This window comes from Pseudomonadota bacterium (assembly GCA_013285445.1).
Taxonomy (GTDB): Bacteria; Pseudomonadota; Gammaproteobacteria; order Xanthomonadales; family Wenzhouxiangellaceae; genus Wenzhouxiangella.
This window is the reverse complement of record CP053448.1, coordinates 1,478,800-1,501,191: the sequence shown is the minus strand read 5'-3', so window position 1 is coordinate 1,501,191 and position 22,392 is coordinate 1,478,800. Positions and strand designations below refer to the sequence as shown.

Annotated in this window: 21 protein-coding genes, 2 tRNA genes, 1 other RNA gene and 2 pseudogenes; 12 read left to right on the top strand and 14 right to left on the bottom strand. The window is 62.4% G+C overall.

Annotated features, from left to right (window positions below; translation table 11 throughout):
- Positions 1-20: 20 nt before the first annotated feature.
- Positions 21-1,463 carry an aspartate aminotransferase family protein gene (locus tag HND55_06840; GenBank protein QKK02387.1) on the top strand — a complete coding sequence of 481 codons (1,443 nt, stop codon included), beginning with the start codon at positions 21-23 and terminating at the stop codon, positions 1,461-1,463.
- 51 nt (positions 1,464-1,514) lie between these two features.
- Complete coding sequence (locus HND55_06835; GenBank protein QKK02386.1) at positions 1,515-2,723, top strand: MFS transporter; 1,209 nt, start codon at positions 1,515-1,517, stop codon at positions 2,721-2,723.
- Between the two features lie 141 nt (positions 2,724-2,864).
- Here HND55_06835 and HND55_06830 read toward each other — a convergent pair.
- The 6 genes from HND55_06830 to grpE form a co-directional block, all read right to left on the bottom strand.
- Positions 2,865-2,940, bottom strand: a tRNA-Glu gene (locus HND55_06830).
- Between the two features lie 37 nt (positions 2,941-2,977).
- Positions 2,978-3,053: transfer RNA gene (locus HND55_06825), tRNA-Ala, on the bottom strand.
- Between the two features lie 63 nt (positions 3,054-3,116).
- On the bottom strand, positions 3,117-3,854 hold the full coding sequence (gene dapB, locus HND55_06820) for a 4-hydroxy-tetrahydrodipicolinate reductase (protein QKK02385.1): 738 nt from the start codon (positions 3,852-3,854) through the stop codon (positions 3,117-3,119).
- A 45-nt stretch (positions 3,855-3,899) separates the two neighbouring features.
- A complete protein-coding gene (dnaJ, locus tag HND55_06815; protein ID QKK02384.1) occupies positions 3,900-5,024 on the bottom strand; it encodes a molecular chaperone DnaJ in 1,125 nt (374 codons plus the stop codon).
- 162 nt (positions 5,025-5,186) lie between these two features.
- Positions 5,187-7,118 (bottom strand): molecular chaperone DnaK, encoded by a 1,932-nt coding sequence (gene dnaK, locus HND55_06810; GenBank protein ID QKK02383.1) that lies wholly within the window; start codon positions 7,116-7,118, stop codon positions 5,187-5,189.
- A gap of 88 nt (positions 7,119-7,206) precedes the next feature.
- Positions 7,207-7,797: a nucleotide exchange factor GrpE gene (grpE, locus tag HND55_06805; protein QKK02382.1), complete on the bottom strand. Its 591-nt coding sequence runs from the start codon at positions 7,795-7,797 to the stop codon at positions 7,207-7,209.
- Between the two features lie 129 nt (positions 7,798-7,926).
- Between grpE and recN the strand changes: the two genes are divergently transcribed.
- A complete protein-coding gene (recN, locus tag HND55_06800; GenBank protein QKK02381.1) occupies positions 7,927-9,585 on the top strand; it encodes a DNA repair protein RecN in 1,659 nt (552 codons plus the stop codon).
- Positions 9,586-9,609: 24 nt separating this feature from the next.
- Here the strand turns inward: recN and fur are convergent, their stop codons facing one another.
- Positions 9,610-10,056: a ferric iron uptake transcriptional regulator gene (gene fur / locus HND55_06795; GenBank protein QKK02380.1), complete on the bottom strand. Its 447-nt coding sequence runs from the start codon at positions 10,054-10,056 to the stop codon at positions 9,610-9,612.
- Between the two features lie 58 nt (positions 10,057-10,114).
- On the opposite strand from fur, the gene HND55_06790 reads away from it, so the two are divergent.
- Positions 10,115-10,534: an outer membrane protein assembly factor BamE gene (locus tag HND55_06790; protein QKK02379.1), complete on the top strand. Its 420-nt coding sequence runs from the start codon at positions 10,115-10,117 to the stop codon at positions 10,532-10,534.
- On the opposite strand, the gene HND55_06785 is transcribed toward HND55_06790, so the two are convergent.
- Together HND55_06785 and HND55_06780 are read right to left on the bottom strand one after the other, a co-directional pair.
- Complete coding sequence (locus HND55_06785) at positions 10,512-10,817, bottom strand: RnfH family protein (protein QKK02378.1); 306 nt, start codon at positions 10,815-10,817, stop codon at positions 10,512-10,514. The two genes, HND55_06790 and HND55_06785, sit on opposite strands and share 23 nt — an antisense overlap.
- Entirely contained in the window at positions 10,801-11,238 is a 438-nt protein-coding gene (locus HND55_06780; protein ID QKK02377.1) for a type II toxin-antitoxin system RatA family toxin, read from the bottom strand. The genes HND55_06785 and HND55_06780 overlap by 17 nt, the downstream gene beginning before the upstream one ends.
- Before the next feature lie 128 nt (positions 11,239-11,366).
- On the opposite strand from HND55_06780, the gene smpB reads away from it, so the two are divergent.
- The gene (smpB, locus tag HND55_06775) at positions 11,367-11,828 is read left to right on the top strand and encodes an SsrA-binding protein SmpB (GenBank protein ID QKK02376.1); all 462 of its coding nucleotides are present in this window, start codon (positions 11,367-11,369) and stop codon (positions 11,826-11,828) included.
- A gap of 45 nt (positions 11,829-11,873) precedes the next feature.
- On the opposite strand, the gene HND55_06770 is transcribed toward smpB, so the two are convergent.
- A complete protein-coding gene (locus tag HND55_06770; protein QKK02375.1) occupies positions 11,874-14,747 on the bottom strand; it encodes an EAL domain-containing protein in 2,874 nt (957 codons plus the stop codon).
- Between the two features lie 129 nt (positions 14,748-14,876).
- Between HND55_06770 and ssrA the strand changes: the two genes are divergently transcribed.
- Positions 14,877-15,233, top strand: a transfer-messenger RNA (tmRNA) gene (gene ssrA, locus HND55_06765).
- A 418-nt stretch (positions 15,234-15,651) separates the two neighbouring features.
- Here ssrA and HND55_06760 read toward each other — a convergent pair.
- From HND55_06760 to HND55_06745, 4 genes and pseudogenes are all read right to left on the bottom strand, one after another.
- Positions 15,652-16,074: a hypothetical protein gene (locus HND55_06760; GenBank protein QKK02374.1), complete on the bottom strand. Its 423-nt coding sequence runs from the start codon at positions 16,072-16,074 to the stop codon at positions 15,652-15,654.
- Positions 16,071-17,282: pseudogene (locus HND55_06755) on the bottom strand (recombinase family protein). Before HND55_06755 ends, HND55_06760 begins: the two are co-directional and overlap by 4 nt.
- Positions 17,281-17,607: a type II toxin-antitoxin system RelE/ParE family toxin gene (locus tag HND55_06750; protein QKK02373.1), complete on the bottom strand. Its 327-nt coding sequence runs from the start codon at positions 17,605-17,607 to the stop codon at positions 17,281-17,283. Before HND55_06750 ends, HND55_06755 begins: the two are co-directional and overlap by 2 nt.
- Positions 17,607-17,882 carry a type II toxin-antitoxin system Phd/YefM family antitoxin gene (locus tag HND55_06745; GenBank protein ID QKK02372.1) on the bottom strand — a complete coding sequence of 92 codons (276 nt, stop codon included), beginning with the start codon at positions 17,880-17,882 and terminating at the stop codon, positions 17,607-17,609. Before HND55_06745 ends, HND55_06750 begins: the two co-directional genes overlap by 1 nt.
- A gap of 66 nt (positions 17,883-17,948) precedes the next feature.
- On the opposite strand from HND55_06745, the pseudogene HND55_06740 reads away from it, so the two are divergent.
- From HND55_06740 to HND55_06715, 6 genes and pseudogenes are all read left to right on the top strand, one after another.
- A pseudogene (locus HND55_06740) lies at positions 17,949-18,572 on the top strand (amidoligase).
- A gap of 11 nt (positions 18,573-18,583) precedes the next feature.
- Positions 18,584-19,105, top strand: a complete 522-nt coding sequence (locus HND55_06735; GenBank protein QKK02371.1) for a DUF5049 domain-containing protein — start codon at positions 18,584-18,586, stop codon at positions 19,103-19,105.
- Positions 19,090-19,887, top strand: coding sequence for a glucosamine 6-phosphate synthetase (locus HND55_06730; protein QKK02370.1), 798 nt, complete (start codon positions 19,090-19,092; stop codon positions 19,885-19,887). The genes HND55_06735 and HND55_06730 overlap by 16 nt, the downstream gene beginning before the upstream one ends.
- The gene (locus HND55_06725) at positions 19,884-20,408 is read left to right on the top strand and encodes a gamma-glutamylcyclotransferase (GenBank protein ID QKK02369.1); all 525 of its coding nucleotides are present in this window, start codon (positions 19,884-19,886) and stop codon (positions 20,406-20,408) included. Before HND55_06730 ends, HND55_06725 begins: the two co-directional genes overlap by 4 nt.
- Positions 20,409-20,565: 157 nt before the next feature.
- Positions 20,566-20,775: a helix-turn-helix domain-containing protein gene (locus HND55_06720; GenBank protein QKK02368.1), complete on the top strand. Its 210-nt coding sequence runs from the start codon at positions 20,566-20,568 to the stop codon at positions 20,773-20,775.
- The gene (locus tag HND55_06715) at positions 20,772-22,292 is read left to right on the top strand and encodes an SAM-dependent DNA methyltransferase (GenBank protein QKK02367.1); all 1,521 of its coding nucleotides are present in this window, start codon (positions 20,772-20,774) and stop codon (positions 22,290-22,292) included. The genes HND55_06720 and HND55_06715 overlap by 4 nt, the downstream gene beginning before the upstream one ends.
- Positions 22,293-22,392 lie beyond the last annotated feature (100 nt).

The following is a 22,392-nucleotide window of genomic DNA, read 5'->3' as shown; positions in this document are numbered from 1 at the left end:
TTTTCCAATCGAGCCCGACCATGCCTGACGCCCTCAACGCCAATTCCTTTCCCACCGCCGGCACACCTCACCAGGAGCTGATGACCGCCCTGAAACGCCTCAAGGACGACGATGTCCCATGGGCCGAGGGCCGGGTTTTTGCCTACGTCTATGACCCCGGGCCGGAAGCCATGCGCCTGGTTCATGAAGCCTACGATCTGTATCTGACCGAAAACGGGCTCGACCCGACCGCTTTCCCCTCAGCCATGCAGCTCGAGCGTGACATCATTGCCATGGCCTGCGACCTGGTCCATGCCCCTGGCGGCGCGGTCGGCAGTTTCACCTCCGGCGGCACTGAGTCGATTCTGCTGTCGGTCAAGACCGCCCGGGATCGCGCCCGCGCGCTCCAGCCGCAGATCACGCGCCCCGAAGTGATTCTGCCCGAAACCGCGCATGCGGCATTTTTCAAGGCCTGTCAGTATTTCGACCTGACGCCGGTCGTCGTTCCGGTCGATCCGAACAGCTTCCGGGCGCAGCCTGAAGCCATGGCCCGGGCGGTGACGCCCAATACCGTCCTGCTGGTGGCCTCGGCACCATCCTATGCGCACGGCGTGGTCGACCCGATTGCCGCCATCGGCCAGATCGCTGCCGCCCACGATCTGCTGTTTCATGTCGATGCCTGCATGGGCGGCATGTACCTGCCGTTTGCCGGAGAGGCCATCGAGCCTTTTGACTTTCGCGTGCCCGGCGTCACTCAGCTATCGATGGACTTCCACAAGTGGGGCTATGCCGCCAAGGGCGCCTCCGGCATTCTCTATCGCTCGCCGGATATCCGCCGCTATCAGATTTTCGCCTGGTCGGGCTGGACCGGCTACTCAGTGGTCAATCCGACCCTGCTGTCGACGCGCGGCGCGGGACCACTGGCGGCCTGCTGGGCGGTCATGAATTTCTTCGGCCGCAGCGGCTATGAGGCGCTGGTCAGCGACTGCCAGCGTGCCGCCGGGCAGATTCGACAGGCCATCGACCGGATCGAAGGCCTGTACTGCCTGGGTGAATCAGTCTGCAACCTGTTCAGCTTCGCCTCCGACCGGCTCAATGTCTTCTCCCTGGCCGAAAACATGCGCGCGAAGGGCTGGTACATACAGCCCCAATTCGGCTTCGGTCCGTCACCGGCCAACATTCACCTTTCGGTCGGCCACGGCAACGTGGCCCACGTTGACGCATTCATCGCCGATCTCACCGCGGCTGCCGCCGCTATCGAACACGCCGGGCCCGTTCCCGATCATGGCACCACATCGTCGGAAATGGCGGACATGCCGCCCGAGATCCTGTTCGAGTACATTGGCCAGATCGCCGATACCGATGGCAGCACGCTGCCCGAGCGCATGGACCGCATCAATAGCCTCCTGAACAGTCTGCCTCATCAGCGCCGCGACGGTCTGCTGGCAGAATTCATCAACCGCCTCTACACGCCGGCGCGTTAGACCCGTCAGCTCATGAACGGCCGGACACGCTGGAAGACGGTCCTTACCCTGATGATCACACTGCTGGTCGGGTACTACGACCGGCTCAACGTATCGCTTGCCCTGCCGCTGATCGCCGCCGACTTCGGCTGGAGCGCCGCCGAAACGCGCCACCATGGCGCAGTGTTGATGAGCATTTTCTATGTCGGCTACGGGCTGGGAAACATCTTTCTCAGCCCGCTCGCCACGCGTTTCGGCCTGCGCCGTTCACTGCTGGTACTGATCGCGCTGTGGTCGCTGTTTACTGCAATGGGTGCCTGGGCCAGCAGCATGCTGATGCTATTCATTGCCTCGCGCCTGATGCTGGGCCTGTCCGAAGGCGTTCATTTCCCGGTCATGAGCCAGCTCACCAAAAACTGGTTTCCGCCCGAGGAGCGCTCGCGCGGCAACGGCACCTGGATTGCCGGCCTGTTTCTTGCTTTTCTGACCGCCCCGCTATTCCTGGTACCGCTGATGCACGCGCTCGGCTGGCGCGGCGGCTTTTACGTCCTGGCCGTGATCGGCCTGCTGATCAGCCTGCCGCTGGTGCTGCGGCACGTGCACGACTGCCCGGCCGATCATCCGCGGGTAGCGGCGCGCGAACGGGCCTGGATCGAGGCCGCCGTGGCCGAAGAACAGCGGCAGTTCCACGGACCCGATCAGTCCCTTACGGCGGCGCTGTGCACGCCTTCGTTCGGTCTTTTGCTGATTGTCGGCATCTGCAACAACATGGTCGCGCTCGGCATTGCCGGCTGGCTGCCGACCTATCTGTCCGGACGCGAAGGCGTCCTCTATCATCAGCTGACCTGGCTGACCGCCCTGCCCTATGCGTTCTCGATTCTCGGGATCATGCTTTGGGCAACCCTCGGGGACAAGACCAATACGCGCGCCGCGCTGGCCGGCGTCGCCTACTTCAGTGCCGGCGGCATGATCTGGCTGGCGCTGGACGCTTCGGGGGTGTGGACAACAGTCGCGCTGTTTTCGGTTGCGGTCTTGCTGATCGCCGCCTGGAGCGCGTCCGAATTTGCGCTGCTGCAGCGCATTCTGCCCCGGCCCCATGTCGCTGCCGGAAGCGGCATCTACAACGGCTTGTCAACCATGATCGGCGGTGGTACCGGGCCTTTCGTGGTCGGGGGCATCATCGGCGGCAGCACCCACCTGGCCGCCATTGCGCCAATCGTGGCCATCACCACGCTCAATGCGATCCTGCTGCTGCTACTCTACCGGCGCATTCGCTACTGACAGCACCATCCGACCAGGCTGTGCGGGGGCACGAAAAGGCCCGCACGATGGCGGGCCGATTCGCTCTGTCCAAAACGTCCGGCGATATTGGACATATTTTGGACATTTTCAAGGGAGATGCTGCTAAACCCTTGTTTTTATTGGCGTCCCCACGGGGATTCGAACCCCGGTCGCCGCCGTGAAAGGGCGGTGTCCTAGGCCTCTAGACGATGGGGACTGAAAACAAGTACCGGACTGTCCTCAGAAACCTTGGTTGGTGGAGCCAGGCGGGATCGAACCGCCGACCTCTACAATGCCATTGTAGCGCTCTCCCAGCTGAGCTATGGCCCCACGACAAGCCGCGCATTTTAGCCAAGGTTCATAAGGGTGTCAAACGCTTTTCGCCCGCCGCAGTCAGCGCGGCTGCAGCACCAGCTCGGCAAAATCGACCAGCCCGGGCGGCCGCCCGGGCAAGCGGCGCGCGGCCAGTAGCGCGCCCCGAGCAAACACCTGCCGATTGGTCGAACGATGCGTCAGCTCTACACGTTCACCCTCGCCCAGGAAGTAGACGGTGTGTTCGCCGGCCACGTCACCGCCGCGCACGGCATGCAGGCCGATCTCGGCATCACGGCGCGCCTGCCGGCTTGAGCTGCGGTCATGCACGACGCTGGGTGCAAAATCCAGGCCGCGCGCCGCCGCCACGGCCTGCCCCAGCCAAAGCGCGGTGCCGGACGGCGCGTCGATCTTGCGTCGGTGGTGAATGTCAAGAATCTCAACGTCATAGGCCTCGCCCAGCGCGGCGGCTGCGCGCCGAGCCAGCTCGACCAGGAGGTTCATGCCCAGGCTGAAATTAGCCGCCTGACAAACGGGAATGAAGTCAGAGGCCTCGACCAGACGTGCCTGCAGGGCATCTCCCAGCGCCGTGGTGCCGGTCACCAGCGGGATGCGGTGACGCGTCGCGAAGCGCAGGACCTGTTCAAGCAGATCGGGATGGGAGAAGTCAATGATGACATCGGCCTCGAGATCGGGCTCGAAGAACTGCTCCCGACTGGCTCGGCCCGAAAGGATGGCATGCTCATCGGCGGCGATGAGATCGGCAATAATCTGCCCGACCGCACCGGTCGCGCCACTGAGAAGAATCTGCAGACTCATGCGGAAAGATTACCGCATTCAATCGGGCGCAACCAGCCAGCGAGGTCAGAATCCCATCCGGTCGAAGAATGACTTGACCTTGTCTGTCCAGTGACTTGACTGCGGGTTCTGCGCGTTCTCGTCCCCGATCGATTCCTGGAACTGGCGCAGCAGCTCCTTTTGCTCGCGCGTGAGATTGACCGGTGTTTCCACCTCGACCCGGCACAGCAAGTCGCCGGGATTCCGGCTGCGCACGGACTGAACGCCCTTCCCGCGCAGACGAAACACCTTGCCCGGCTGGGTTTCGGGCGGAATCTTGAGCATGACCGAGCCATTGAGCGTAGGCACCTTGAGCTGTCCGCCAAGCGCCGCCGTCGTGATCGTGATCGGCACGGCGCAGAACAGATCGTCACCTTCGCGCTGAAACAACGGATGCGCTCTGACCTGGATGTCGACATAGAGGTCACCGGCCCGTCCTCCCTGCGCACCGGCGCTGCCTTCACCGCTGAGCCGAATCCGGTCGCCCGTATCGACACCAGCCGGAATCTTGATCTGCAGCGTGCGCGTTTCGCGGACCTGTCCGGATCCACTGCACGAGCTGCAGGGATCCTTGATCGCGCGTCCACTGCCGCGGCAGCTCGGGCAGGTCTGCTGCACCGAGAAGAAACCCTGCTGCATGCGAACCTGGCCCTGGCCACCACAAGTCGTGCACACGTCCAGCTTGCCGCTTTGCGAACCGGTGCCTTTGCAGGCCTGACACTCGCCGAGCATCGGCAGGTTGACTTCCTTCTCAACCCCGGCGACCGCCTCCTCGAGATCCAGCTCGAGCGTGTAGCGCAGATCCTGCCCGCGGCGCGACTGGCTCTGACGACGACGCCCGCCCCCGAAAATATCACCGAAGATATCGCCAAAGATATCGTTGATGTCGCCGAATCCGCCGCCCGCCCCGGCGGACTGGCCACCCATGCCATTGACGCCCTGGTGCCCGAAGCGGTCATAGGCCGCCCGCTTGTCGGCATCCTTGAGCACATCATGCGCCTCGCGGACTTCCTTGAAGCGTTCCTCGGCGTCGGGATTGTCGGGATTCCGATCGGGGTGGTACTTGCGCGCCAGCCGCCGATAGGCCTTGCGGATCTCGTCGCCAGACGCCTCGCGCGATACACCCAGGATTTCGTAGTAGTCTGCCGGCATTCAGTGTCGTCGTTTCGTCAGCTCGTCGGCTCGACGTCTTGAAAATACGTCGCCCCGGAAACCGCAAATGCGATTATCCGGGACCCATCGTTTGTCCAGTGAGATCCCGGATCAGCGCTGCGCGCTGTCCGGGATAACCGTCGCGGCCCGCGGCCGTGACGATCATTTCCTGTTGTCGTCGTCGACTTCGGTGAACTCCGCGTCGACCACTTCCTCGTCACCGGAAGCGGATTCGCCGCCGCGCTCGGCACCCTCGGCACCGCCCTCGTCGGCCTGAGCCTGCTCGGCCGCGGCCTTGTAGAGTTCGGCACCCGCCTGCTGCAGTTCGTTGACGGCGCTATCAATGGCTTCCTTGTCGTCACCCTTGATGGCCTCATCCACCTTCGTGAGCGCAGTCTCGATGCGCTCCTTGATGGCATCATCGAGCTGGTCGCCGTGCTCCTTCAAGCTGCTGCGCGTGGCGTGGGCAACGCTGTCGGCGTTGTTGCGCGCGCTGACCAGCTCCTGGAACTTCTTGTCTTCCTCACGATGCACCTCGGCGTCCCGGACCATCTGCTCGATTTCTTCCTCGCTCAGGCCCGAACCGGCCTTGACCTCGACGCGCTGCTCCTTGCCGGTGGCCTTGTCCTTGGCCGAGACGTGCAGGATGCCGTTGGCGTCGATATCGAAGGTGACCTCGATCTGGGGCATGCCGCGCGGCGCAGCCGGGATGCCGGCAAGATCGAAGCGCGCCAGCGATTTGTTGGCCACTGCCTGCTCGCGCTCGCCCTGAAGAACGTGCACGGTCACCGCCGACTGATTGTCCTCGGCGGTTGAAAACACCTGGGAGGCGCGCGTCGGGATCGTCGTGTTCTTCTCGATCAGCTTGGTGAACACGCCGCCCAGGGTCTCGATGCCGAGCGACAGCGGCGTGACATCCAGCAGCAGCACATCCTTGACGTCACCGGACAGCACACCGCCCTGGATGGCCGCTCCAACCGCCACCGCCTCGTCTGGATTGACGTCCTTGCGCGGCTCCTTGCCGAAGAAGTCCGAAACCGACTTCTGGACTGCCGGCATGCGGGTCTGACCGCCGACCAGAATGACCTCGTCGATATCGGCAACCTTGAGGCCGGCATCGTTGAGCGCGGTGCGGCACGGATCAATCGAACGCTTGATGAGATCCTCGACCAGGGACTCCAGCTTAGAACGGGTCACCTTGATATTGAGGTGCTTCGGGCCGGACTGATCCGCCGTGATGTAGGGCAGATTGACCTCGGTCTGCTGACTCGAGGACAGCTCGATCTTGGCCCGTTCGGCGGCCTCACGCAGACGCTGCAGGGCAAGCGGGTCGTTGTGCAGATCCACGCCCTGTTCTTTCTTGAACTCTCCGGCGAGGTAGTCAATCAGGCGCTTGTCGAAGTCTTCACCGCCGAGAAAGGTGTCACCGTTCGTGGCCAGCACCTCGAACTGCTTTTCACCGTCGACATCGGCAATCTCGATGATCGAGATATCGAAGGTGCCACCACCCAGGTCATAGACCGCCACCTTGCGGTCAGCGCCTTCCTTGTCGAGCCCGTAGGCCAGCGAAGCCGCCGTCGGCTCGTTGATGATCCGGCGCACGTTCAGCCCGGCGATCTTGCCGGCATCCTTGGTGGCCTGCCGCTGCGAGTCATTGAAGTAGGCCGGCACCGTAATCACCGCCTCGGTGACGTTCTCGCCAAGATAGTCCTCGGCCGTCTTCTTCATTTTCATCAGCACCCGCGCGGAGATCTCCGGCGGCGCCATCTTCTTGTCGCCCACCTGCACCCAGGCGTCACCGTTGTCGGCCTCGATGATCTTGTAGGGCACCAGCTTGATGTCCTTCTGGACGACCTTCTCGGAGAACTTTCGGCCGATCAGGCGCTTGACCGCATACAGCGTGCGGTCGGGATTGGTCACCGCCTGGCGCTTGGCCGGCTGCCCGACCAGCACCTCGTCATCCTTGGTAAAGGCAACCACCGACGGGGTGGTTCGATCACCCTCGGCATTCTCGATAACACGCGTCTTGCCGCCTTCCATGACCGCGACGCAGGAGTTGGTCGTTCCCAGGTCAATTCCGATTATCTTGCTCATGGTATTGATATCTGCCTCGAATTCGTTTTTGAAAACCGATGATGCAATGGCACTCTGCCCCGTTTAGTGGGGCCCGGAGGCCCTCATTTCAATCGCCGGCCTCGCCCGCCTCCGGCGCTTTGGCAACGATCACGCGCGCCGCCCGCAGCAAACGGTCGTGCAGCCGATAGCCCTTTTGCAGCACCATCAGAACCGTATCGGGCTCGGCCTGGTCGCTCGGCTGCAAGCTCATCGCTTCGTGCCAGTCAGGATCGAATCGTTCGCCGGCCGGATCGATGACCTCGAGCCCATGGCTGCCGAGCGATTTCAGCAGCAATCGATGGGTCAGCTCGAGCCCTTCGCGGGCCGAGTCTCCTTCAGCGGCGTTCTCCAACCCCTGCTCCAGCCCGTCAATGACCGGCAGGAGGTCGCGCATCAGGGCCTCGAGCTGGAAGCGACGGGCCCGCTCCAGCTCGCGTTCGCTGCGCTTCTGGACATTCTCCATCTCGGCACGGGTTCGCAGCAGCGCTTCGCGCAGGCGGGCCACCTCCAGCCCGTTCTGAGCACTTTCGGATGCCGTTTCGCTGCTCGCCTCCGGTTCATCCGCCGTTGCGCCAGCCGAGCCGGCAGCATCTTGCTCCTGTTCCTCGGCAGCCGCCCGGGCAGCCTGCTCCTGGGTTTTGTGCTTGTCTGTGGCCATCTATCGGTACAGTCCGTTGATCCTGCGCGCAACAATGGGGTTGAATCAGGCGCTTTGCAACCGGAGTTGTCGGGCGCGCGGTCCGGTGCTAGTTTGATGCGTCCGTCATGATCTGAACGTGTCCCGCCGATGCTTCGCCACTTGGTCATTCGCCGATTTGCCGTCATTGACGATCTCGAAATCGACTTTTCCCCCGGTTTCACCGCGATCACGGGCGAAACGGGGGCCGGCAAGTCAATCCTGATCGACGCGCTCGGCCTGCTGCTCGGCGATCGCGCCGAGCCGGGTTTGATCGCCGATGACAGCGAGCAGGCCGAACTGGAGGCCGTTTTTCGTCTTGACGATGCGCATCCGGCCAGCGACTGGCTGCGCCAGCAAGCGCTGGCCGAAGATGAGGAGCTGATCCTGCGACGGATCCTGAGCCGATCCAGCAGTTCCCGGGCCTGGATCAACGGCCGCAGCGCCACGATTGGACAGCTCGCCGAGCTTGGCGAGCTGCTGGTCGAAATCCACGGCCAGCACGAGCATCAGCAGCTCGGCCGCAGCGCGACTCAGCGCCAACTGCTCGACCGCCAGGTCGACACCGCCATCACCACCGCGGTCGCACAGGCCTACGACCGCTGGCTGGCGGCCCGCGACGAACTGGCCGCTTTCGAAGCCGACAGCAGCGACCCGGAACAGCTCGAGCTGCTGCGATACCAGCATCGCGAGCTTCAGGCACTCAACCTGCGCGCGGGCGAGTACGGTGAACTGGAAGCCGAGCAGGAACGCCTGTCCCGCATTGATGAGATTCGCCAGGCCGCGAGCACCGCGGCCGCGGCACTCGATCAGATTGACGACCCGGCAGCCCGCACCATGATCCAGCAGGCGCTGTCCAGCCTGTCGGGCACCCGTTCGCTCGACCGCCGCATCGAGGAGGCGGCCGGAATGATCGAGCAGGCGCGTATTTACGTCGATGAAGCCCATGCTGCACTGGAGCGCATCGCCAGTGAAGAAACGGGCGACCCGGAACGCCTGGCTGCTGTCAACCAACGACTTGAGCTCGCGCTCGATCTGGCGCGCAAGCACCGGGTTGCACCCGATGAACTGGTCGCGCTGACCGCGCGTCTGGGCGTGCGCCTCGACACCCTGGAACACCAGGGCGAACGGCGCGACGAGCTTGAACTGGCCGTGCAGCAAGCCGCAGACCAGTGGCTCGAGGCAGCGGGGCTTCTGGGCACGCAGCGTCGCCAGGCGGCCAGCAGACTTGCGCAGCGCGCCGTCGAATGCCTGGCCGAGCTGGGCATGCCGCAGGCACGCTTGATGTTCGAAGTCACCGCCGTCGATCCGGCACAACCCAGCCGCCATGGCGGCGATCAGGTTGCCATCACGTTCAGCGCCAATCCCGGACAGTCACCCAAACCGCTGGCCAGGGTCGCCTCCGGCGGCGAACTGTCGCGCGTGGCCCTGGCCCTGATGATCGCCACCGGGGTTGATGATCAGCCGCTGACGCGGGTTTTCGACGAAGTCGACGCCGGCGTCGGCGGACCCACGGCGCAGGCTGTCGGTCGCTTTCTGCACCAGGTTGCTGAAGGCGGACAGGCCTTCTGCGTTACTCATCTGCCCCAGGTCGCCGCCCGCGCCGACCACCAGATTCGGGTCATCAAGCGGATCGACGGCGAGCGCACCCGCACCGAAGCCGAGCGCCTGGATGCTCAACAGCGGCAGCGTGAAATCGCGCGCATGCTTGGCGGGGTGGAGTCGGAAGCGAGCCTGGCGCACGCCAGCGAGATGCTGCAGTCTCCCTGACTGTTCCGGCCTCAGGAGGCGGTCTCAGGACGTCTTTTTCCTGCGCCTGCCCTCGATCGGGCGCACGTAGAGCACCATGGAGTGGTCAACAATCTCGTAGCCCCGATCACGGGCGATTTTTTCCTGGCGACGCTCCAGTTCCGCGTCATAGAACTCGACCACCTCGCCGGTTTCCAGGCACACCATATGATCATGATGTTCACCCTCGTCCAGCTCGTAACAGGCTTGCTGGGCGCGACCGGAGCCGTCATCGAATACATGCTTGCGAACCAGCTGCGCCGCCTCGAATTGGGCGAGCACCCGGTAGACCGTTGCCAGGCCGATGTCTTCCCCCTGTTCGACCAGCGCCCGATAGATCTCATCGGCCGTCATGTGCTTCTGATCGGTGGTTTCAAGCAGCCGCAGGATCTGCAGCCGCGGGTGCGTCACTTTGAGCCCAACCTTTCTCAATTCGCTGGTTTCTTCAGACATCCGCTACCTCAGGCTGTAATTCCCCGGCAACCGCGAGGATATTGTATCATCGCCGACCATGCTGAAATCACTATCCAAGTTCGTTGCCGTCGTGCTGTGCCTGGCCTTCCTCGGCGCCTGCGGGGGCCTGGTCTACAAACAGGATATCCAGCAGGGTAACGTGCTCGACCGCGATGATGTCGCCGAGCTGCGCGAAGGGATGACCAAACAACAGGTTCGCGTACTGCTCGGGTCACCGTCGATCACCAGCCCGTTTCACGCCGATCGCTGGGACTACATGAATACCTACGCACGGCGCAGCGGAAAGCCCAGAAAGCGGGTCCTGACCTTGCACTTCGAGAATGATCGCCTGGTGGCGATGCAGGGCAATTACCTCGACGAGGAAAACCTGGCCACAGAAGCGCTCGACGAGCTGCAGGAACCGGGCGACCAGCCGATTCAGGATCTCGAAACAATCAGGCGTCGTGACGGCCCCTGACCGATTCCGACTCGGCCAGGCGTCGACGGATTTCCTTGGGATCGGCGCTCAGCGGACGGTAGGCCTCGGCCCGGTCACCGGCCTGCAATACCCACTCCGGCGGCCGCAGCTGTCCGAATACACCGAGACGATCCGCGCTGACATGGAAGCCCGGCAGCCGCCCGGGCAGGTCCGCTTGCCTGACGGCCTCGATCAATGTCGTTCCCGCCGGCACGGTCAGGCGCACCACAATCTGACGGCGCGGTGACGCCGCGGCAACCTCGATTTCAATGCGGGTCGCCATAGACCCTCCCGGCGCGGCGCGAAAAGTCATCGACCATGCGGTCGGCCATGCGCGAAAAACTGCGCTGAAACGGTTTGAGCAAAATCGATCCGCTGGCGCGAAAGACCAGATCCAGGCTCACGTGGCATCCATGCCCGAGCGGCGCAAAGGACCAGCGTCCAGACAGTTCGTCGAACGGCCCGCGGGCCAGCCGCATGGCCAGCGACTGCCCCGGCGAAAGCGAGTTGCGCGTGGTGAAGCGCTGCACCAGGCCGCCCAGTTGAACTTCCAGCGTTGCCAGCTGCTGCGACCCGTCGTCTTCATGCACCTCCGCTGCGCGTACCCACTCCAGAAACTCGGGGTAGCGCGCAACGTCGCGAACCAGCTCGTACATCTGCAGCGGCGAGTAGGGCACCAGGGCAAAGCGATTGATTTCGGGCACGCGGCAGTTTTTTCTGGTCTGGGGGTTTGCTGGTTCGACCATGATAGTACTATCAAGGAGCCTCTGAAACCGCAAGTTTGCCCCCTGCGCTATCATTGCCGTCCATTTCCGGGAAGCGATTCAATCGCATGGCCAAGCAGCCGTCTTCCACCATCGCCGTCAACAAGCGGGCGCGCTTCGAATACCACCTTGATGAGCGGATTGAGGCCGGTATCGCACTGCAGGGCTGGGAGGTCAAGGCCCTGCGCGCCGGCAAGATCCAGTTCGGCGACAGTTACGTGCTGCTCAAGAACGGCGAGGCCTTTCTGTTTGGATGCCTGATCACGCCGCTGCCGTCGGTTTCGACCCATTTCCGACCGGACCCGACCCGGACCCGGCGTCTGCTGCTGCACCGGCGCGAAATCGACCGGCTGATCGGCCTGGTTGAACGCCAGGGCCAGACCGTGATCCCGACCGCCATGTACTGGAAACAGGGCAAGGTCAAGGTCGAAATTGCCGTTGCCCGGGGCAAGAAGCAGCACGACAAGCGCCGAACCGAAAAAGAGCGCGAATGGGCGCGACAGAAAGGACGAATTCTCAAGCAGGGCTGACAGGCCCCGGTCGGGCCAGGACGCCTGCTGCCCTGCATGCGGGACTCAAACCGTCACTTCGAGCAAGGACTGCAGTTCAGACGAAGCCTGCTCGAGGCGGGCCAGCACATCGTGCACGCCTGCCTGATCGTCCGCGGCAATCAGGTTGGGCAGCCTGGCGGCGATCTCAACCATGGCGGCATGCCGACTGCGTGCCGGCCCGAGCACCTGAGACCAGAGCGCATCCGAAGCGGACAGCCGGTCCAGCGCCTGCTCGAAGCGTGCCGCGCGCAGATCCGGTGCCGCACAAGTCGGGTTACCGGCCCGCGCGCAGCGGCACAGTTCAGCCATCCAGGCCCGGTGCTCAACCAGCGCAAACAGCATCGGCAGATGCTGCCGGTCGAGCGCGTCGGCCTGCTGCCACGATGACGGCGGCCGCCACGACTCCATCCACTGCGCCAGATCCCCGGCCGGCATCGGGCGGGCGATGGCGAAGCCCTGACCGAACTCGCAGCCGAGCCGAAGCAGTGCCCGCCCCTGGGCAATCGTCTCCACGCCCTCGGCAACCACCCGACGCCTGACCGACGACGCCAGGCGCAGAATCCCGTCCAGAATGGCCAGGTCCTCCGGGTCGTCGAGCAGATCGCGCACGAAGCTGCGATCGATCTTCAGCGTGCTCGCCGGCAGTTTCTTCAGGTACGACAGCGATGAGTATCCGGTACCGAAATCATCGACGGCAAAACGCACCCCCATGTCGCAACAGGTCGCCATCACGCGTGAGAATCGCTCGAAGTCATCAAAAGCGCTGGTTTCGGTCACTTCCAGTTCCAGATCCGGCGCATCAAGCTCGGGGTGATCGGACAGGAGCCGCTTCAGCATATCGGCAAAGCCGCGCTGGCCCAGTTGTGCAGCGCTGATATTGACGCTGACCGGCATGCGCTGACCCTCGCTGCTCCACTTCCCGGCCTGGGCAACGGCCTGCGCAAGGACCTTCTGACCCACGACAATTCCCAGGGGATGCTGCTCGATCATCGGCAAGAAGCTTTCAGGCAACAGCAAACCCCGCTCCGGATGCTGCCAGCGAAGCAGCGCCTCAACGCCGATCCACCGCCCGGATTGCATGTTGACCTTGGGCTGGTAATGCAGCACGAACTCGTCGTTGGCCAGCGCCTGGTCGATGCGGTTGAGAGAGTCGTAACGTCCGCGCATTGCGCGCTCATGCTCAGCGTCGAACGCCTGATACCGGTTCTTTCCGGCCTGCTTGGCCTGATACATCGCCTGGTCAGCCTGCCGGATCAGCTGATCCGGTTCGACGGACGTATCCTGTTGCGGGTAGTAAGTCACCCCGATGCTCGCCGAAACACTCAACGACTCCGATCTGACTTCGAGAGGCTGAGCGATCACCTGAAGCAGCCGATCAAGCACCGGCCCACTCTGCTCGCGTCGGGTCAGCTCCGGCAGCACCAACACAAACTCGTCACCGCCAAGCCGAGCCAGGGTGTCGCATTCACGCAGTGTTGCACGCACGCGTTCGACCAGAGTCACCAGGAAGAGGTCACCGACTTCATGGCCATGCCGATCGTTGATCTCCTTGAAACCGTCCAGATCGACATACGCAACCGCCACCACGCCCTGGTGACGTCTTGCCCGCCTGATGGCCTGTTGCAGGCGATCGGCCAGGAGCGCCCGATTGGGCAGCTCCGTCAGCGGATCGTGCAGCGCCCGGTGCTCCAACCGCTGCTCGTGTTCCTTGAGCGCGGTGATGTCGGAAAACAGCGACACATAGTGGCGCACCTGCCGGTGCTCGTCGAGCACAACACTGATCGTCTGCATGGCCGGGAATACCTCGCCATGTTTGCGCTGTCCCCAGATTTCCCCGCGCCAGCTCCCAGTATCGAGCAGTTCGTGCTGCATCGATTCGTAGAAGGAGCGCGGATGCCGGTCCGACCGCAACAACCGGGCATCCCGCCCGAGCACCTCGCTGCGACGATATCCGGTAATGCGCGAAAACGCCCGATTGACCTCGATGATCACACCACCCGGATTGGTCACCATGATCGCTTCATCGGCGTGCTCGAATACGCTTGATGCCAGACGCAGACGCTCGTCGGCCCGCTTGCGCTCGGTGATGTCGCGAGCCAGCGCGAATACGACCCGACGACCAAACCAGGTGCCGGCCGCCAGGCGAACGTCCTTGGGGAATATCGACCCGTCGGCGCGCTGTCCCCAGAATTCGATCGATTGGGGAGTGCCGGCCAGCGCACGGGCATGGGCGCGCCTGACGGCATCCAGATCGTTATGGCCCGGCGCGGAAAGCACCTCCGGCGACTTGCCGGCAAACCAGTCCCGAGGATAGCCATACATGCGTTCGGCGCCGGCATTGACCGTCAGAAACCGCCCCTCCCCATCCTGCACATACACCGTCTCCTGCACGTTGTCGAACAAGGACCGAAAGCTGGCCTCGCTTTGCAGCAGTTTCTCTTCGGCCTGCCGTCGCTCGGTCACGTCCGCCAGCATGCCCTGCAGATACTGCAGGCGACCGCCCGAGTCGAAAACCCCGACCCCGCTTTCTTCAACCCAGCGCCAGTCGCCTTTGCGATGGCGCAACCGATACACCAGATCGAATCGCTCTCGCCTGGCAATCGCCTGATCAACTTCGCAAGGAATACGCCTGGCGTCTTCAGGATGGTACAAATCGACGAAACTGATTCGGTCGGCCAGGAAGTCGGCCGGCGAATAGCCGGTCAAATCGGCGACCGGGCTGTTGATGAACAGCATCCGGTAGCGCTCATCATTCCGGCACAGGTAGATTACGTTCGGCGCGTTTTCGGCCAGAACCCGAAAGATTTCGCCGGCGTCAAGCGCTAGCCGTGGCAGGCCATCGCCATCGTCGACGACCTCCTTGGCCGCGCCTGGGGTTCCCGGATCTCTTGTAGACATCAGACTCAAATCAGGCATCCGGGGTGAATCATAACCGCTGGCAGCGATTCCCGCACACTGACACAATCAGGCCGCGGTCGTCCTTGCGGAACATCGGGTCGACCGCATGGTCTATACTGTCGACTCTTCGGGGGCGTTCTGGCTTCGACGCGGATTGGACGTACCCTGGGGCATGCCGAGGTCTCAACTCACCTCGTAAAACCAGTTGAACCAAAGTTAGTTGCCAACGACGACAACTACGCACTGGCTGCCTAAAAACCAGCCTGCTCCCGACCGGTTGAGCCTGCGCTTCCGACTCGGGATCATCTAGCAGGATCGCGTCATGTCGCGTTTCAGGGCATGGCGTTAAATCAAACTGGAACTGGTCGTTGCATATGCCCTGCCCCTCGGGCGTTGTAACGACGAGAAATAATCGAGCGGGCTAAGCATGTAGAACCAGGATCAGATGGTTCGCGGACGCGGGTTCGACTCCCGCCGCCTCCACCATTTAGAAAAGACAAACCCGTCTCTCTGGGGTCATTCTCCGGGGTGACGGGTTTTCTTTTTTCCCTTGTTTCTAAAGGGTTTGCGCCCGTTTCACATCTTTCCAAAGCACCTCTCCGCACCATCGATTCTCCCCATCCTCCAGCCTTTCTTTCTCTGTTTGGCCCCTGATTCTCTGTTTTCTCCGGACGAAGTCCGAAGCGCGTCCGGAAAGCTACATCCTTGATTGATATGGGTTTGTGGCTGATTGCCGTTTTTGGCGGTTGTCTTAGGTTATCGTTCGATGCCGCAACCGGACGTTTTTTTCGAAATCACCCGCTTTGCCCATGAAAAGAAGCGTGGTCAACTCCGGTTTCCTGACCCCAAAGTAGAAAAGCCGACGCTGATGGTCGGCTCTCTGGGGTGGTCTCCGGTCCGGTCGTCAGTCGGTGGCAAAGCCGAACTGGCGGCGCTGCTCGGTCCAGTCCTCGGGAAAGGTCTGGGTCAGTTTGGCCAGCGAGAGCCCGTTGGGTTCCTCACCGTTGATCAGGGCTTCGACGATGTCGGGGGCCAGGGTCGTCAGCTTGAGAATGCGGGCCACATACGAGCCATCGACGTCGAGGGTACGGGCAAGCTCGCTGATGGACTTGATCTGGCCAGATTCGAGGATGTCGGCCCAGGAAAAGCCCCTTGCCAGCGCCTGGAGGATGGCGGACTGCACCGGTTCCTGCGCTCCGGTGATTTCTCCATCGAGGGCCTGGGGAGCGATGACCGTCTTGCGGCCGCGCATGCGCCGGATCAGCATCGGGATGTGGATCTGCAGATTGCCGTTGTCTGCAACGGTAATGGTCGGCTTCATTTTCATCGGCTTGCCCTCCGTTCAGTGACTTCGCATGCCAGACCGGCCAGCTCGGCGATGAGCGTTGTCAGCCCGTTGGTGCGCAGCTCCATGTCGATTCCGGTCTCGCGGATCTCGACCTTATCCACCAGGAGGCGGATGAGCCGGTTTCGCTCCACCGGGAAAAGGTCTTCCCAGAAGCCCTCGACATTCTGAAAGGCCTCCGACACATCCTGTTCCGTGATGCTGTTCCCCCGGTAGGCTCTGCATCGCTCGCTCACGTGCGTCAGTTGTTTCGAGAGCTCGACCGCCTGGCGGTTGACGGTCGTCAGCATCTCGGCCTTGCCCGGCTGATCGCTGCCGGGTTTCATCAGTTCGATGGCTTGCTCCCTCGCCTGCGACAGCTCCATCTCGAGTTGGGCTTTCTGTTTGAACAGCCGCTCCCGCTCCGTCTGCTCGATGTCCCGGGCCGCGAAGTAGGTCTTGGCCACCAGCGTCGGCGTGCGAAACACCGCGCTCAACTGCTCGACCACGGCCTGCTCGATGTCCCCGGCGGGAATCCGTTTGAGCGGGCACCGGCTCACGGTCCGCTTGCTGTCCTTCTGGCAGATGTAATAGGTGTAGTGGCGGCCGTTCTTGCGGGCGTAGGTCGGTCCCATCGCGCATCCGCAGTGGCCGCAGCGGATGACGCCTTTCAGCGGGGCGACCATTTTGGTTCTTGCCATGGAAACCTTGACCGGTTTGTTGTCCTCCAGGATGGCCTGCACCTTGTCCCAGGTCGTCCGGTCGATGATTCCTTCGTGCTCACCGGGGTAGCTGCGATCCTTGTGGGCAATCTCGCCGATATAGACCCGGTTGTTCAGCAGCCGGTAGATGTGGCCTGTATTCCATTCTGAGCCCTCGCGAACCTTGCCTTTCTTGGTGGTCCAGGCTTTTGTGCGGTATCCCTGTTCGTTCAATTCCTGGCCCAGCTTCTTGGCCGAGCCGATCTGGATGAATCGGCGGAAGATGTACTGTACCGTCCTGGCTTCATCCGGGTTGACCAGCAGCTTCTTGTTATCCCGGTCGACGTCGTATCCGAGGATGGGCACGCCACCGCAGTATTTTCCCCGGCGCTTGGCTGCCGCCACCTTGTCCCGGATACGCTCGGCGATGACCTCCCGCTCGTACTGGACGAAGGTGATCAGGATGCCGAGAAACATCCGGCTGGTGGGGTCGGTGGTGCTGAGATTTTCAGGCCTGAAATAATCGTCGTTGCAGCAGTGTCTGCATATCCCGGCGACCGTCAACAATCACCATGACATAAATATTTTCGGCCATGACTCGATAGATGATGCGGTAGGGTTTGAAAAATATCTCACGGTACTCGCGCAGCCCGACGGCCAGAAGTTCCTTTGGATAGGCTCCTCGCTCCGGGCTCTCGGAGAGACTCGAAAAGGCCTTCTCTATTTGATCAAGAACGTAATCCGCTTTTCCCGGCGCGTCGTGGGATGCAATGTAGTCGTACAACTCCTCCAAATCCCGTGACGCATCGTCGGTCAGAAATATCTGGAAGGTCATCAGCGATTCTTGCTCCGGCCTCGAAGCCGCTGAATGGCATCACCGGCGGGCTGGACTTTGCCATCCTCGATCTGACGCGAGCCGAGCGCGAGAATCTTCAGAAGGGCCATGGTCTCCTGGGTTTGCTCATAACTTTCGATGTCCTGCATCACGACCTTGGCTTCGCCATTCTGAGTGATGACCAGGGGTTCACCTTGCCCCGACAGGTTACGCACGATTTCTGCGGCATGTGCCTTCAGGTAACTGATCGGTTTGATCTGACTTGATAGTTTCATATTTACCCTCCTATATACGACCAAATATAGACCAAAAACAGGTCAAACATCAATTAAAAATCATCCGCCGCGCCCTTCGACGGCAGGCACCTGGGTAACCTGGCCAAGATCATCTACAAGCAGGAGCCGCTTATCCTCCACGCCCTCGGCATCAGCCGCGACCGGCTCAATCGCTACACCCGGCCGGTCAGCGACGAGCTGATCCAGCGCATCGAACAGCATCGCCCCCGCACCAAGGACCAGCTCAACCGCATCTGGTACGGCTACCACAACCGCCAGCCCCAGCACTACGACAACAGCCGCTACCACGGGGTCAACCTGCACAACGTCTGGTACCGGGGCACGGTGGAGTTCCGCTGGTTCGAGGCGACCCTTCACGCGGGGCGGATCAAGGCCTACCTGCAATTCTGCCTCGCCGTCGCCGCCAAGGCGCTCAACGGCCGGGCCGCCTCCAGCCGCAAGCGGGACTTCGACCCCCAGAGCGCCAAGTACGACTTCCGGGTCTTCCTGCTCCACCTCGGCCTGATCGGCGACGAGTTCAAGACCGCCCGCAAACATCTGATGGCCAACATGCCCGGCGACGCAGCCTTCAAGAACGGACGGCCCAAACCGGAGGACGTCCTTTCGGACGAAACCGAAACCACCACTCTCACCAACGAGGCCGGGCAAGTTCCCGGCCTCACTGTTTAAGGAGGTGCCCAATGAAGATTCTGATCCGCTCCACCACGCTGGACGGCGAGCCAATCCCCGGCAGCGGGGAAACCCTGCAGGCCGCCGACTGCCTCGAAGTTGTCGAGTTGATGCGCGGCCAGACACCGTTTACCGCCAGCCGAGCGCCCCGGGACTACATGACCGAGGTGCTCTCCGGCATCGAAGGCGGGCCGACCCAGCCGTTGCCGGAGGCCGCCGCCGCTGCGGCCGCTGAGTTTCTCACCCGCCTGGCCCGGCACGGCCTGATCGAGTTTCTGCCCGACGACAAGGCCAGCGATCCCTGGCCGGAACGCTTCCTCGAAGCTCTGGAGACGGTGCGGCTCTCCGGGCGCACCAACATGCTCGACCACCCGGAGGTGACCCGGCTGACCGCCGAGATGGGTTACCCGGAGGTGGCCGAGTGGCTGGCGGACCACCGGCGGGAATACGCAGCCTTCGTTCTCGAAGGGACGAGACCGCTCGGCAAGAACTTCGGCGGCAAGGAGGACCCGGCACCATGTGCGGACAAGTAGGCATCATCTTCGGCCGCAAGCGCAGACGGCCCGACGAGCGGGATTACCTGCGCGAGGTCTTCGTCCGCATGCTGCTGCACAGCGAGGAGCGCGGCCCGCACGCCTCCGGTCTGGCCTGGCTCAAGACCGACGGCAGTCACCGCATCTTCAAGCGGCCGATGCGGGCGCACGAGCTGGTCTACGAGAAGACGTTCCAGGAACTGCTCGGGCAGGTCGACAACGAGACCACCATCCTCATGGGGCATACCCGCTGGCGCACCCGGGGCAACGAGTTCAACAACCGCAACAACCATCCCATCCGGGCCGGAATCGTCATCGGCACCCACAACGGCACCATCTACAACGCCGATTATCTGTTCCGCCGCCTCGGGCTGCCGCGCTACGCCGAGGTGGACAGCGAGCTGATCTTCCGCCTGGCCGACCGCTTCGCGCCCGAAGGCCCCATCGACCAGGACGGCCTGAAGAAGGCGCTTGCCCTTTGTCGCGGCCAGATGAGCGCCGTGCTGGCCTCGCGGCTCGACCCCGGCACCATCACCGTGCTCAAGGGCAACAAGCCGCTTTGCCTGCGCATCCACCGCCAGCACCGAGTGGTGCTCTACGCCTCGGACGACACCTTCATCGACTTCGCCGTGGACAACGAGAAGGGCTGGCGCGAGCTGGAGGTGCCGCCCATGACCATGCTCACCATCCGCCACGAGGATGTGCGGGCCATCGAAAACAGCGAATTCCGCTTCATACCCCAGGAGCGCAAAGGGACACTGCCCGAAGGAGTGAATGCATGAACATTGGAGACACCGCGAACCTGAACACAAACCCGGAAGACACTCCCGAGACCATCCTCCGGCTCTTCGTCTACGGCACCCTGAAACGGGGCTACTGGAACCATCAACGCTTCTGCGCCCAGGCCCGCAACATCGAACCGGCCGTGGTCTGGGGCAGGCTCTACCACCTCCACGCCGGTTTCCCGGCCCTCGAAGTGCCGGAGGGTCTGATCCTGGCCCGAGGCACCTCCGATCCACTGACCGACGCCCGCAGGCAGCAGGAGATTGGCACACCGCGCTTCGGTCGCCCGACCGGTGACTGGGATCTGATCCATGGGGAACTGGTGACCTTCACCGACCCACAACGCGACCTGCCGCCCATCGACCGGCTGGAAGGCTTCCGGCCCGGCGGACATAGCATGTACCAGCGGGTGATGGTGGCGGTGCTGTGCGGGCGCACCCCGATTCCAGCCTGGACCTACTGGATGTCATACCCTCCATACACGGAAAGAGTCGCCAGCGGCCAGTGGTTACGTCCGTGAGCCGACGTTTGCGGCCTTATCCGGACGAAAGCGTTTGACAATCGGCCCCTGCCTAAATATATTAGAGGATGTTTTAAGTTGGGGAAGCTGCGCCCAGCATCCCCGTTACCGCCTCTGGCGTGGCAAGAAAACCAATCGCCCACGAGGAGCTTGAGAAATGGCCGAGATGGAAGACCGCTGGTTATCAGTAGACGAGATAGGCAAGTACCTCGGTGTCAGCAGTGACACCGTTTACCGCTGGATCGACAAGCATGCGATGCCCGCCCATCGCATGGGCCGTCTTTGGAAGTTCAAGAAAGACGAGGTTGACGAGTGGGTGAAGGCTGGCGGCGCGGCGGACAAGAGCAAACAGGATCAAGCTGAATGAGCAGGAAGAACGGAAATAACAATTCAGTCGATCTGGATATCGGGACCCTCTCCGGACATCTCTGGGAGGCGGCCAATATCCTGCGTGGTCCTGTCGACGCGGCCGATTTCAAGACCTACATCTTCCCGCTGCTGTTCTTCAAGCGGCTCTCCGACGTCTATGACGAGGAGTATGCCGTGGCCCTGGAAGAGTCCGACGGCGACGTGGAATTTGCCCAGTTCCCCGAGAACCACCGGTTCCAGGTTCCGGAAGGCTGCCACTGGAAAGATGTCCGGGCTAAGAGCGCCAATATCGGCCATGCGCTCCAGAAGGCCATGCGCTGCATCGAGCAGGCTAACCCGGACACCCTGCACGGTATCTTCGGCGACGCTCAGTGGACCAATAAGGACCGCCTTTCGGACGCGCTGCTCAAGGACCTGATCGAACACTTCTCGTCGCTTAACCTGGACAATGAGCACTGCAAGGCGGACATTCTCGGCCAGGCCTATGAATACCTGATCAAGAAATTTGCCGACCTGACCAACAAGAAGGCCGGTGAATTCTATACCCCGCGTTCTGTGGTCGCGCTGATGGTTCGCATCCTTGCGCCCAAGGCCGGGGAAACCATCTATGACCCGGCCTGCGGGACCGGCGGCATGCTCCTCGAGGCGCTGCACCATGTCAAAGAGCATGGCGGCGACGAGAACCTCATGCTGGGCAAGCTCTACGGCCAGGAAAAAAACCTGACCACATCCTCCATCGCCCGGATGAACCTCTTTCTCCACGGCGCGGAAGATTTCCATATCGAACGTGGCGACACCCTGCGCTTGCCCGCCTTTTATTCAGGCGACAGCCTCGCCACCTTTGACTGCGTCATCGCCAATCCTCCCTTCTCCCTGGAAAAGTGGGGGGACGACGTCTGGATCAACGACCCCTACGGCCGCAACTTTGCCGGGCTGCCGCCAGCCAAGTCCGGCGACTTCGCCTGGGTCCAGCACATGATCAAGTCCATGGCCCGCAAGACCGGTCGCATGGCCGTGGTGCTTCCCCATGGTGTGTTGTTCCGCATGTCCAAGGAGGGAGAGATCCGGCGCAAGCTGCTGGAGATGGACATGCTCGAAGCGGTGATCGGTCTCGGCCAGAACATTTTCTACGGCACCGGTCTCGCGCCCTGCGTCCTGGTTTTCCGTGACAGCAAGCCCAAGGCCCACCGCCAGAAGGTGCTTTTCATCGACGCATCGAAGGAGTTCAAGACCGGCCGCGCCCAGAACGAGCTGCTGCCGGAACACGTGGACAACATCCATCGCTGGTACGAGGGCTATCAGGATGTGGAAGGGATCTGCCGGGTGGTCACGCTCGACGAGATCCGCGAGAACGATTTCAACCTGAACATCCCCCGCTACGTGGAGCCGGTGATCGAGGAAGAATCCATAACCATCGATCAGGCCATCGCCAATCTCAAGGAATCGCTGCAGGCGGCATATGCAGCCGAGGATCGGTTGAAGGCCTTGCTCGAAAAAGAAGGGTTGATGGCATGAGTAACACATCAACCAGAGTCGAACGTGCGCAGAAACCACGGAAATGTCCCGAATGTGGGCAGGCCCCTCTGGCCAGCATCCTCTATGGCATGCCCGCTTT

What these genes read in the sequence shown, in the direction of transcription:
- HND55_06720 (QKK02368.1), top strand. Translation starts at nt 20,566, where the DNA reads ATGGCCGAGATGGAAGACCGCTGGTTATCAGTAGACGAGATAGGCAAG.
- HND55_06785 (QKK02378.1), bottom strand. Translation starts at nt 10,817, where the DNA reads ATGGCGACCCGCATTGAAATCGAGGTTGCCGCGGCGTCACCGCGCCGT.
- dapB (QKK02385.1), bottom strand. Translation starts at nt 3,854, where the DNA reads ATGAGTCTGCAGATTCTTCTCAGTGGCGCGACCGGTGCGGTCGGGCAG.
- fur (QKK02380.1), bottom strand. Translation starts at nt 10,056, where the DNA reads ATGTCTGAAGAAACCAGCGAATTGAGAAAGGTTGGGCTCAAAGTGACG.
- HND55_06835 (QKK02386.1), top strand. Translation starts at nt 1,515, where the DNA reads ATGATCACACTGCTGGTCGGGTACTACGACCGGCTCAACGTATCGCTT.
- HND55_06750 (QKK02373.1), bottom strand. Translation starts at nt 17,607, where the DNA reads ATGACCTTCCAGATATTTCTGACCGACGATGCGTCACGGGATTTGGAG.
- HND55_06840 (QKK02387.1), top strand. Translation starts at nt 21, where the DNA reads ATGCCTGACGCCCTCAACGCCAATTCCTTTCCCACCGCCGGCACACCT.
- HND55_06735 (QKK02371.1), top strand. Translation starts at nt 18,584, where the DNA reads ATGAAGATTCTGATCCGCTCCACCACGCTGGACGGCGAGCCAATCCCC.
- grpE (QKK02382.1), bottom strand. Translation starts at nt 7,797, where the DNA reads ATGGCCACAGACAAGCACAAAACCCAGGAGCAGGCTGCCCGGGCGGCT.
- HND55_06715 (QKK02367.1), top strand. Translation starts at nt 20,772, where the DNA reads ATGAGCAGGAAGAACGGAAATAACAATTCAGTCGATCTGGATATCGGG.
- HND55_06745 (QKK02372.1), bottom strand. Translation starts at nt 17,882, where the DNA reads ATGAAACTATCAAGTCAGATCAAACCGATCAGTTACCTGAAGGCACAT.
- dnaJ (QKK02384.1), bottom strand. Translation starts at nt 5,024, where the DNA reads ATGCCGGCAGACTACTACGAAATCCTGGGTGTATCGCGCGAGGCGTCT.
- smpB (QKK02376.1), top strand. Translation starts at nt 11,367, where the DNA reads ATGGCCAAGCAGCCGTCTTCCACCATCGCCGTCAACAAGCGGGCGCGC.
- recN (QKK02381.1), top strand. Translation starts at nt 7,927, where the DNA reads ATGCTTCGCCACTTGGTCATTCGCCGATTTGCCGTCATTGACGATCTC.
- HND55_06790 (QKK02379.1), top strand. Translation starts at nt 10,115, where the DNA reads ATGCTGAAATCACTATCCAAGTTCGTTGCCGTCGTGCTGTGCCTGGCC.
- dnaK (QKK02383.1), bottom strand. Translation starts at nt 7,118, where the DNA reads ATGAGCAAGATAATCGGAATTGACCTGGGAACGACCAACTCCTGCGTC.
- HND55_06770 (QKK02375.1), bottom strand. Translation starts at nt 14,747, where the DNA reads ATGTCTACAAGAGATCCGGGAACCCCAGGCGCGGCCAAGGAGGTCGTC.
- HND55_06760 (QKK02374.1), bottom strand. Translation starts at nt 16,074, where the DNA reads ATGAAAATGAAGCCGACCATTACCGTTGCAGACAACGGCAATCTGCAG.
- HND55_06730 (QKK02370.1), top strand. Translation starts at nt 19,090, where the DNA reads ATGTGCGGACAAGTAGGCATCATCTTCGGCCGCAAGCGCAGACGGCCC.
- HND55_06725 (QKK02369.1), top strand. Translation starts at nt 19,884, where the DNA reads ATGAACATTGGAGACACCGCGAACCTGAACACAAACCCGGAAGACACT.